The 11,334-nt window shown below is 42.9% G+C and carries 7 protein-coding genes; 3 read left to right on the top strand and 4 right to left on the bottom strand.

The genetic code is table 11. The features are described from left to right. Positions 1-205: 205 nt before the first annotated feature. From RM368_RS14100 to RM368_RS14085, 4 genes are all read right to left on the bottom strand, one after another. The gene (locus RM368_RS14100; protein ID WP_322694630.1) at positions 206-511 is read right to left on the bottom strand and encodes a DUF4090 family protein; all 306 of its coding nucleotides are present in this window, start codon (positions 509-511) and stop codon (positions 206-208) included. Between the two features lie 157 nt (positions 512-668). Next, positions 669-923, bottom strand: coding sequence for a hypothetical protein (locus RM368_RS14095; protein WP_322694629.1), 255 nt, complete (start codon positions 921-923; stop codon positions 669-671). A 191-nt stretch (positions 924-1,114) separates the two neighbouring features. Then, positions 1,115-4,228, bottom strand: coding sequence for a phosphoenolpyruvate carboxylase (locus RM368_RS14090; RefSeq protein ID WP_322694628.1), 3,114 nt, complete (start codon positions 4,226-4,228; stop codon positions 1,115-1,117). Positions 4,229-4,312: 84 nt separating this feature from the next. Further along, positions 4,313-4,567, bottom strand: coding sequence for a hypothetical protein (locus tag RM368_RS14085; protein WP_322694627.1), 255 nt, complete (start codon positions 4,565-4,567; stop codon positions 4,313-4,315). 463 nt (positions 4,568-5,030) lie between these two features. On the opposite strand from RM368_RS14085, the gene RM368_RS14080 reads away from it, so the two are divergent. From RM368_RS14080 to psbA, 3 genes are all read left to right on the top strand, one after another. Next, positions 5,031-8,045, top strand: a complete 3,015-nt coding sequence (locus RM368_RS14080) for a DUF1574 family protein (RefSeq protein ID WP_322694626.1) — start codon at positions 5,031-5,033, stop codon at positions 8,043-8,045. Positions 8,046-8,162: 117 nt separating this feature from the next. Further along, positions 8,163-9,662: an MBOAT family protein gene (locus tag RM368_RS14075; protein ID WP_322694625.1), complete on the top strand. Its 1,500-nt coding sequence runs from the start codon at positions 8,163-8,165 to the stop codon at positions 9,660-9,662. Positions 9,663-10,013: 351 nt separating this feature from the next. Further along, entirely contained in the window at positions 10,014-11,096 is a 1,083-nt protein-coding gene (gene psbA / locus RM368_RS14070) for a photosystem II q(b) protein (RefSeq protein ID WP_322694624.1), read from the top strand. Positions 11,097-11,334 lie beyond the last annotated feature (238 nt).

Genomic DNA, 11,334 nt, shown 5'->3' with positions numbered 1-11,334 from the left:
TTATCTTAATGGGTTGCTTGCAATTTGAGTCTTTCTGCCAAAAGTGGATGCTCCCCTTTTCAAACCGATCGGTAAATTACTGAAGAAGCCAAAATATCGATGGCAATTTGCTATGTTTGAGGTAAAGAATTGAGGGCACAGCATTGCTGTACCCCTACAACATATTTGGTTCAAATAAACGAAAACTGTTGTAAAACATTAACAATTACTTACCACTATAAAAAAAGGCAATTTCTTTTTCTTTTAGAGGTGCGAAATCAGCATCTACAAGTAATTGGTCGAGTTCTGCTTGGGGAATGTGTTTTGCGCCAATTCGTACAATGCGCGATCGCATAGTATTAGATACACCACTGCGCTGTCTATTAGCTTCTAGGGCCATAACTTTACTATAAAGTTCTAGCTTGGCAGGTGGAATGGGAGAACCATCAAAATCAATTCCCTGTGCGATCGCTTCATCAATCGCATCAGCTCCTGTAGTAGTTTGATTTCCTGGGTTAGTTTCGGTAGGCATAGTGATTTACTCTTCTTCGCTATGGGTAGATTTTACCAGCCTTACTGACACCAAAGTTGCCCGAACTCACGTTTACAGAAGTTTTCATGTATTTGCACTACTTCTGTTGTTGTAGGGACGCAAAGCTTTACGCCCCTACAACTGCATGGTCTCTTTACTAATCACGAGCTTGTCGCGTCACCACACCACCAATAAATGCCCCTAAAATAGTGCCTGTCCATAGCCCTGTTGTGCTACCTTGCCACATTGCACCTGGCGTCATCCAAGCATTGCACATCTCCTTTAAACCCCAAGGTTGGTTTTGACACTTTTGAGTATGGAGCATTATGGTAATTTGCCCACTAGTGTAAGCACCAAAAAAACCTGATAAGAGCGCCAAGAAAGTGCAAATTAAAATTCTGTTTTTTGTCATTTGTCATTAGTCATTAGTCATTAGACATCTTGCAAAAGTAACAAATGCCAAGATGTTGGGCAAAGGTTAAAGGTTACTGGATTTGGGAAAATTCTATACCTTTACCCTTTACCCCTTACCCTTTTCCCACAATGTCAAGAAGTCTATTAGTCATTGGTCATTATGCCCCATGCCCAATGCCCCATTCCCAATCAACCTGTATTTCTCATCCCAGCAGCAATCCCATTAATAGTTAACAATGCTCCTCGCAGTAACTCGCCTTTGCTGTAACGAGAATGAATTACTCCAGAGGTAGCAGTAGTATTTTGGGACTGCCGTAGACGCTTGAGTAGTGAAACTTGAATAAATCCCAAGGGGACAATTGTCCCATTCCTTAACTGCACAGATCGTTGCAATATTGGATCGCCATCTAACAGTCGATTGTGATCGGTGATTTTTAACACCAAATCCCTTGTCAGATAGAACTCGCTAGCAATTTGCTCAAAAACCTTGGCAAAACGAAGTTGATCTTCTGGTTTTGAGAGTTCTTGGACGTAGTGGTTTGCCATTTGCATATCTACTTTTGCCAAAGTCATCTCAGCCTTAGAAATCACCATCTTGAAAAAGGGCCACTTAACGTAAAAGTAGCGCAGTAATTTCAAGTGTTCTTCTGGTTCTGCGTTCAGGAATTCTTGTAAGGCGGTGCCAACGCCATACCAGGAAGGAAGTAAAAAGCGGGTTTGCGTCCAGCTAAATACCCAAGGAATAGCTCGCAGACTGCTTAAATCTTTTTTACCAGATGGACGACGGGCGGGACGGGAACTAATTTGCAGTTGACTAATTTCTTCAATGGGGGTTACTTCGTGGAAGAAATCAACAAAATCAGGCTGTTCGTAGATTAAAGCTCGATAATGTTGACGCGATCGCACTGCTAATTCTTCCATAATCTCATTCCAGGGTTCAATATCATCAAACCCTGTTCGCAAGAGGCTAGCTTGAATCACAGCCGTGGTGATGGTTTCCATGTGATACAAAGCCAAGTCCAACAAGGAATATTTGGAAGCTAAAACTTCTCCTTGTTCGGTAATCTTGATTCGCCCATTGATACTATGACCTGGTTGAGCCAAAATCGCTTCGTAAGCAGGGCCCCCGCCTCGTCCCACAGAACCGCCGCGTCCGTGGAAAATTCGCAAATTTAGGTCGTAGTTTTCTGCTATTTGTTGCAGTGATTTTTGAGCTTTATGAATTTCCCAATTACTGCTTAAAAAACCAGAGTCTTTGTTGCTGTCAGAATACCCCAGCATTACTTCTTGTAAGTTGGGGGTGATGGAGGAGGCAGGAGAGCAGGGGAGCAGGGGAGCAGGGGAGGCAGGGGGGGCAGGGGGGGCAGGGGAGGGTGAATTTTCATCTGCACCTTCTGTTTTTGTCTGTTCGTAACCACCGGCTAATAAAGCGCGATATAACGGCAGTTCAAACAGTTTCCGCATGACGCTTCTAGAGCGTTGTAAATCTTCTACTGTCTCAAATAGGGGGATAACTTGAATAGTTCCGACGGCAATGGCGGGGTCAAAAAGTCTGGCTTCTTTGGCTAAAAGCAATACTTCCAGCACGTCGCTCACGTCGCGGCACATACTGATAATGTAAGTTTGGCAGATGTTCAGACCAAATTCTTGTTGGAGCGATCGCACGACGCGAAAGGTTTCAATGACATCGTTGGTTTTTTCGGAAAATGGCAATTCTGCGGGAATTAATGGTCTGCGGGTTTGCAGTTCGCCTGTAAGCCAAGCAACTTTTTGCTCCTCGGATAGTTCGTTGTAAGGTTGGGGTAATATTTGCAGGTATTCCAGTATTTCATTGAGCGCGTCGGCGTGGCGGGATGATTCTTGGCGGATATCTAACTGTGTCAAGTTAAAGCCAAAAATTTCTACCTGACAAATCAGATTTTCTAATTCTCGACAACTTAAACCTGTTTCTGTTAAGTTGCGCTGAATCATCCGCAGTTCTGCTAAAAAATCGGCTCCCGAACGATACAGGGGGCTGTCTTGATTTGTTGGCGTTTCCCGATTGTACAAAGCTATATTGCGATCGCGAGTATTTTCCAGCCGTTTCAGTACGTAAGCCAGTTTGAGCCGATAAGGTTCTTGTCGATAACGCAGTGCCAGTGCATCGTAGACTTCACTCAATTGGGACTGATCCAATTCTAGAGATTCCAGTAAGTCTGGTAAAACATCACTCCAGTGCATCGACACACTCAACAATTCAATCAGATTTTTCACTGACTGAATATATCTCCCGATCACCATTTTGCGCTGATAGCAAGCTGTTTTCCAGGTGATTTCAGGTGTGACTGATGGGTTTCCATCTCTGTCTGAGCCTACCCATGAACCAAAAGAGCAAAAGTTTTTACTCGGTGGTTCAAGCCAAGGAAAGGTATTGGATAGAGCGTGTTTGAAACGTTTATACAGTTGGGGAATGCCATCAAATAAAACTTCTTGGAAGTAGTGCAGGGCATAATCTACTTCATCTAGCACTGTGGGTTTGAACTGGTGAAGTTCATCTGTACGCCACCACAGGCGAATCTCTTCGAGCAATTGTTCGCGGACATCTACTGCTTCCCAAGGATATGCTCCCGGTGTACTCCCAGAGTGATTTTCCAAGGTATCCAGTTTTTGCAAAAGTTGTACCACCTGTCGCTGCTTATCCCGGATGGTATGACGAACAATTTCCGTCGGATGCGCTGTAAAAACTAACCGCACATCCAGATGTGCAATTAGACGTTGAATTTGCTGGGGTGGGACATTTAGTTTGAATAAATAGGGAAACAAGGCAGCAAAAGTACCTTTTGGTTTGACTTGCGCCTTTTCAAGATAATTCTTTTTGAGAAAGGCTGCTGCTATTCCCTTGCTAACAGGCGCGTCATCTTCTCTTTGATTAGAGGAATAGTTAACATTAGACGGTGTTTCCGGCTCCATAGCCTCTGTTTCTGCTTCATAACGACTCAATTGCTGCCGTTGTTCGTATTCCTGCTCTATGATGTTAATCAGCTGAAAATACAGAGCGAAAGCACGAGCTGCGCGAATTGCTTCGTTGATATTTAGTTGTTCAATTAATTTGACGGCTGAGGATGCTTGGTCATTCGTTGCTTGTCCTTCTGGCGAACATAGATCGCGCAACTCACGCAACAAGTCTACCATATTTTGACCGCATTCTTGCCGGAGAACTGACTCCCACAATTCTTCCACTACCTGGAGACGATGACGTAAAAATAATTCCGACACCGGGTATATATCAGCAGTTTGAGACGAAGAGTATAAAAGGGAACCCATATTCTCTATTCTTGTAAAGCTAATTACTGTTTACGGTTCTAGGTTTTGCACTTAATGCTCGCTGGGTTGTTCCTGAGCAAATAATTATTTGGTGTATATCTTCTCATCTTGATTGATTTCGCGTTCATCTGGGAAATCTAGATTGGGTAGGCGATCGCCTCGAAATAATTCTTCACTAGCTTCTCCTATGGCTTCTAGTGCTCTTACTGTAGTTTTTCCAGTAATCAGCAGCAGTAATATAGACGCTGTACCTATTTGTAAAAGGAGTGATTGAGGAATGGGAAACAAATCCAGATTGGATGCGGGGTTAGGTGAAGACTGTTGGTTAGTAGGAGGCATTGCTAATTTTTGGTTATGGGAATTATGAGTAAAAAGGAGTTAGGAGTTAGGATGACTCCAACGATAAAGGGATGGAGTTGAAATGAGATAAGCTTATTATTTGTTTCGCCGATCCGGGGCATTAGCGCAGTAGGACACAAATCCGGCTTTAAAAGACAAGTCATCAACCAGTCATATAGAATTATTCTGACTCCTGGCTCCTAACTTTTAACTCTTGTACAGACGCGATTAATCGCGTCTCTACTCCTAACTTCTGATTTCTGACTCCCTATTAGTAAAATAAACGCAAAACTCAACATTAGTCAGACTTGCAACCTATACAAGACTATCTTGTCCGATTTTGTGAGCTACGAAGGTAACAAAATTGTTAAAAAAAAACGTCAGAGTGTGATAAACCTATGGTTCTAGTTTACAAGTGCAGGCACTATCCCCCAACCATCGCTGACTGTAAAGTTAACTGAGCATGAAAACAGTAGTACCAGATCGCCAGCAGTCCTTAGTGCAATGGGTAAGCCAAGCAACAGGGATCAACACTTTCGGAGTGAAAGTCCGGTTGCGGGGAAATGACCTTCATATTCTTTGTGAAGGTACAGAATGTCCGCAGCGTTGGCGTACTTTGTCTGATTTGCTGCAAGCACTACAGCAAACAAACTTAGATATCCTCACAAACAGCGAACAAACCTCAATATATCAAGTATTTGTCTATGGTCGCAGAAAAGGGGAACAGCGTCCCTCGTGGTGCCATCGGGTTCACCTAAATCAAATAGATAAGCATCTAGATCAGGTGCAACAAGCGCTGCTAGCAGACTCGGAAAAATCAAAACAATCGGGTGGGGCGCTAATTGTCTCTAACGAAAGTTTGGCACGCCAAGGGAATCCAGAGGCGATCGCTCGATATTTAAGCGAAACTCTGAGTACGCTAGGTGTATCAGTACAGGCAAAGATCAAGCTATATAAGCCCAAGAATTCTCAGCCAGAAGAAAATCGCCTGTGGATATTTTGCCAGTCGAGTTATAGCCCTGATGCATCGTTGCTTGCCGAACCAATAGCACAAAAGTTGCGTTATCTCAAGCTTTCCGGCTACCAAGATGCCGTAATTGTTTCTCAGGTGAGCGGCGAAACTGTCCCTGATTGGCTGCTGCGGGTGGATTTGACGCCACCAGAGGTGATGCTGAAAGAGTGGGCGCGTTGGGGAGATGTCCAAGCGATCGCTCGATTATTAGCTGAAGTTCTATCAGGATTAAAAGTTGGTGTCCAAGTTTCTTTGAAAGAATCAACGCTACATATTTTTTGTATCCCAGCTTTCGATCCTTTAGGAACTGCCCCGATCCCAGACAAGGTAGCGTGCTTAGAGGCGATTTTACCGCAACTAGAAGCGATCGCTCCTCAAGCCATTTTCGCCGCCACCGTATACGGACAAAAAGCAGGCGACAAGGAACCCACTTGGATTGATTGGTTGAGTTTACCCGCAGCAAACTATCCCGCTTTTGCCATATCACCACTTGATTTGGCAAATACTGGTGACGAACCAGCGCTCGTATTTTTACTAGAGCGCTTACTCAATCCTGATTTGGATTGGCGACTATTAACAGGGGGAATTCGCGTACTTATACTGAACAAAAATGGTTTATTGCACATTATGTGTGATGCACCTGTTTGTCCGCAGCGACAACAAGTAGCAAGTAAAATTACGCAGTTTATCCGCCAGTTAAAAATTTCCGGTATCATGGGAGTACGTATATACGGTCGCCGTGCTGGGAATAAAGAACCTTTTTGGCATTATGGCGTCGATCTTGAACATCGCCAACGTTTAGTACCAGAAGCAACCCCAGAATTTGCTGCTACTTCTATATACATTAACGATTTAGTAACATCTGAGACTAGTGAGCCAATTTTGCGCCCAGACTTAACGACAGAAGAAGTTCAAAATTTTGTAACCGAAGTAGCGCGAGATTGGATAGCAACGGCGAGTTCAACTGCGAGAAAATTCCTGTTGAAAAGCCAGCTATTTACCGAAAGCAACGAATCAGCAGAACGTAACCATGATGTTCAAGGAATTAAAATTGCTCTGGTTTGGGGAACACTGGGATTATTGCTCACCCTCCAAACTGATTGGGTATTGGGTCGAATTATTGCACGTACTACGCCCACGCCAAAAGTAGCTAGTGCCACCTTGCCATCTCCATCTTCCGAGGAAAAGGCATCTTTGACATCTGGGAAGAATCAGAGTGAGAAAACGACATTTTTTAGCAGCACTTCCAAAACAAAATCTCCTCCAAATCAGAGTTCTGTATTTAATGCTTCGGAATTTACCCAGAGTGATGATACGCCAAAAAATAATTTGGCAGCCGCACCACTGAAGGAAAAAGCAACCGCAACAGCTATTCTTTTAGCAGCGCGATCGCAGATGCCAAGTTTTAATGTTAGGCAGTTAGACGAGCAACTAGCACTGTATAAACAGCGTTTGGCTAGAACTGGTACTCCCCCAGATGTGTTGATTATTGGCTCTTCGCGCGCCCTCAGAGGAGTAGATCCCGCAGCACTTTCTAAAGCTTTAGCAACTCAAGGCTATCCAAATCTTGACGTGTTTAACTTCGGAATCAACGGTGCTACGGCACAAGTTGTAGACTTTGTGATTCGTCACGTTTTGGAACCATCAGAACTACCCAAAATAATTATCTGGGCAGATGGGGCGCGTGCTTTCAACGGTGGACGCGAGGATATTACCTTTAAATCGCTTGCGGCATCCGTTGGTTATAAGCAAGCATTTCAAAAAACAGCAACCACTGCAAATAGCAATGATTTACCAGAGAATACAGTAAATTCAAAAGAACAAAAAACAAACGAAGAAAAACAGGAGATCAGTACTTATGAAGCCGTCAATCAGTCATTAAATCAGGCTCTAGCCTCTGTTTCTGCGAGCTATCAGAACCGCGACCAAATTAAAAGTTTACTACAAAAACAACTGCTCGTATTTGGTAATAATCAGACAGTTGCATCACAAAAACAGTTGACAGACGGTACTTCAGATGAAAGTATTTCCCAGCAAGCCGTTGACTTTGATGGCTTTCTACCCTTGTCTATTCGCTTTAATCCCGCGAGATATTATCAAAAACATTCTCGAGTTCCCGGAAATTATGACAACGACTATAAATCTTTCCAAGTAGAAGGACAGCAAGATACTGCTTTTCAAGAAGTGCTTCAGTTTACCCAGTCTCAGAAAATCTCTTTAGTATTTGTCAATATGCCTCTGACGGCAGATTATTTAGATCCAGTGCGTAAACAATATGAGCAACAATTTCAGCAATATATGTTGCGTTTGGCTGCTAATCCCAACTTTATTTATCGTGATTTGAGTCAACAGTGGCCAAAAGTAAATGATTTCTTTTCCGATCCTAGCCACCTCAATCGGTTTGGTGCATACGAAGTCTCGAAAAAGCTAGCTAACGATCCGATGATTCCTTGGCCAGTTAAATAGGGAGTAGGAGTGAGAATGAGGGGGCAGGGGAGCAGGGGAGCAGGGGAGCAGGGGAGGATAATTAATGACAAATGACAAATGACAAATGACAAATGACAAATGACAAATGACTAAAAAATGAACTTTATCTCAATTTTCTATGGGCTGTTCTTATTGAGTGTGTTAGGAATCTACTGGTCTTTAGCACAACATAAATTGCGATTGTGGACGCTGCTAATTGCTAGTTTGGTTTTTTACTCCTCTTTGCATATCCAATACATACCATTACTATTAGCATTGACGTTTATCAATTTCCGTATAGGGCTGAAAATTGGTAACAACACATCACCAGGGAAACATTCTCTCGACTGGCAAATTTCTAATGAAGAGTGGCAATTTGCTCAAGTAGATTGGAATCGTCGCCGTTTAAAGGTTTTGTGGGTGGGTATAATTCTAAATGTTTTTCTACTATTAGCTTTTAAGTATTTTACCCCTTTATTCAAGTTTGTTTTTCATGTTCAAGCAAACTCACCAGATAGCTCTTTTAAATTAATTGCACCCTTGGGAATTTCATTTTTCACCTTTGAATGTATTGCTTATTTAATAGATGTCTATCGTGGTGCCCCTGCTACTGAGAATTTTCTCAAATTTGCTGCGTACAAATTATTCTTTGCTAAACTGATTTCAGGGCCAATTACGCGCTACCACAACTTAGCAAATCAATTTAATACATTAGAATTACCCAATACTAATAGAGTAGCCCAAGCGCTGTGGTTGATTGCTAGGGGCGCAGTCAAAAAAGGTATTTTTGCAGACCACTTGGGAATTTTCGTCGATTTATGTTTCGGTAATTTGCAACGGGCCGGTAGTACGGATCTCTGGTTAGCTACATTCGCTTATGGCTTGCAGTTATATCTAGATTTCAATGGTTACGTAGACATTGCCCGTGGTAGTGCTATGCTTTTCGGTTTAGTTTTACCTGAAAATTTCGACTTTCCTTATTTCAGCACCAATATTTCTGAATTTTGGCGGCGCTGGCACATGACTCTGGGAGATTGGCTACGTAACTATGTCTACTTTCCTTTAGGTGGTTCCCGTCGCGGTTTAGTCCGTACCTGCTGGAATTTATTTATTGTGATGCTAATTGCTGGTATCTGGCACGGTGCTGCTTTGGGTTATGTCGTTTGGGGTATACTCCACGGATTAGCTTTGGTGGTTCATCGACTTACAGATTCTATAAGCGATCGCTTTGAAACTTTAGAACAATTTTGGCAAAATCCTCTGGGTATCTTTGTCGCTTGGTTCTTAACTCAACTGATGGTTTTTACCTCTTGGATTTGGTTTCGTCTACCTAATCTCCAAGACTCTTCTTTGGTAATTCGGCATCTTTGGGGTTATCCGGCTGACGCCCAGTTTGCTGAAAAGGTCTATGTCGAAGCCTTAAATATGAATCAATCCCAACTCGCTTGGGTACTTCTCGGTTTAGCTGCGCTTATGGTTGTGGTCTATGCATTCAATCGAATGCTGAAGTTAGAGTTTAACTGGCCCCTTAAGCTTGTCTTCGTCCCCCTATGTTTTTACGCTGTTTGGTTATTAGCTCCTGAAGGCAGTTTGCCCTATATCTACTTTGATTTTTAACTGAACCATCAGACAATATAGAACTTAATATCTTGTGACAAATCGACAAGACTTAAAATGTTTTTCATGGGTTAATTGTAAAGAAGTGTAAAGATAGATAAATAGGCGATCGCTTCATTGAAACTGATAGCTAGTTTATTGTTGAAATGGCTGAAAAAGCCTGAATCCATTACTTTTGTCTTGATTATTTATAGAAGGAAAACTTTACAGATCGATGAGCTTGTTAAAGAATTACGTTACAGAATATTAAGCCAAAGATCCCGTCAAAGTAAATTCATGTAGACTGTATTTCAACAGGCGAAAATAAATCCGCTTGTTGCATATTTAACAACCCATAGCACTTATAAAACCATGACCACAACCTTACAACGGCGCTCCGACGCTAATGTATGGGATCGCTTCTGCGAGTGGATCACCAGCACTGACAACCGTATATATATCGGTTGGTTTGGTGTACTCATGATCCCAACCCTGCTAGCTGCTACAACCTGCTTCGTAATTGCCTTCATCGCTGCTCCTCCTGTGGACATCGACGGTATCCGCGAACCAGTTGCAGGTTCTTTGATCTACGGAAACAACATCATCTCTGGTGCAGTTGTTCCTTCTTCAAACGCGATTGGCTTGCACTTCTACCCAATCTGGGAAGCTGCTTCCTTAGATGAGTGGTTGTACAACGGCGGTCCTTACCAGCTGGTAATTTTACACTTCTTGATCGGTTGCGCTGCCTACCTTGGTCGTCAGTGGGAACTTTCTTACCGCTTAGGTATGCGTCCTTGGATCTGCGTAGCTTACAGCGCACCTCTGGCTTCCGCTACCGCAGTATTCTTGATCTACCCAATTGGTCAAGGTTCATTCTCCGATGGTATGCCTTTGGGTATCTCTGGAACCTTCAACTTCATGATTGTGTTCCAAGCAGAACATAACATCTTGATGCACCCCTTCCACATGTTAGGTGTGGCTGGTGTATTCGGTGGTTCATTGTTCTCAGCAATGCACGGTTCTCTAGTAACTTCTTCCTTGGTTCGTGAAACCACCGAAACCGAGTCTCAAAACTACGGTTACAAATTCGGTCAAGAAGAAGAAACCTACAACATCGTTGCAGCCCACGGCTACTTCGGTCGTTTAATCTTCCAATACGCTTCCTTTAACAACAGCCGTTCACTGCACTTCTTCTTAGCAGCTTGGCCTGTCGTCGGTATCTGGTTCACCGCTTTGGGTATCAGCACGATGGCATTCAACCTGAACGGTTTCAACTTCAACCAATCAATCATTGACTCCCAAGGTCGCGTTATCAGCACCTGGGCAGATGTAATCAACCGCGCTAACTTGGGTATGGAAGTAATGCACGAGCGTAACGCTCACAACTTCCCCCTAGACTTAGCTGCTGGTGAAATTACTCCTGTTGCTCTGACTGCTCCTGCTATCAACGGTTAATTCTGAAGATTTAGCTGAATAAAAAGCGCCCCTCATTTCAGAGGGGCGCTTTTTTGTTGTAATTATTTTAAAACTTTAATAAATCCTGTAGTAGATTTTGTCTCAAGAATTAAATCCTCAGCTAAGTCAAACTGTTCTACTAACAAGTTGATACCTATTTGCGTCGAAAAGGCTCAGATGCCATATTGAGGTCTTGTTTAAAACCTTGCGCTCCACTATGTTAAATTCAAGCTACAAC

It is taken from the genome of Nostoc sp. DedSLP03 (assembly GCF_034530815.1).
Classification (GTDB): Bacteria; Cyanobacteriota; Cyanobacteriia; order Cyanobacteriales; family Nostocaceae; genus Nostoc.
This window is presented reverse-complemented; position numbering and strand designations above follow the sequence as displayed.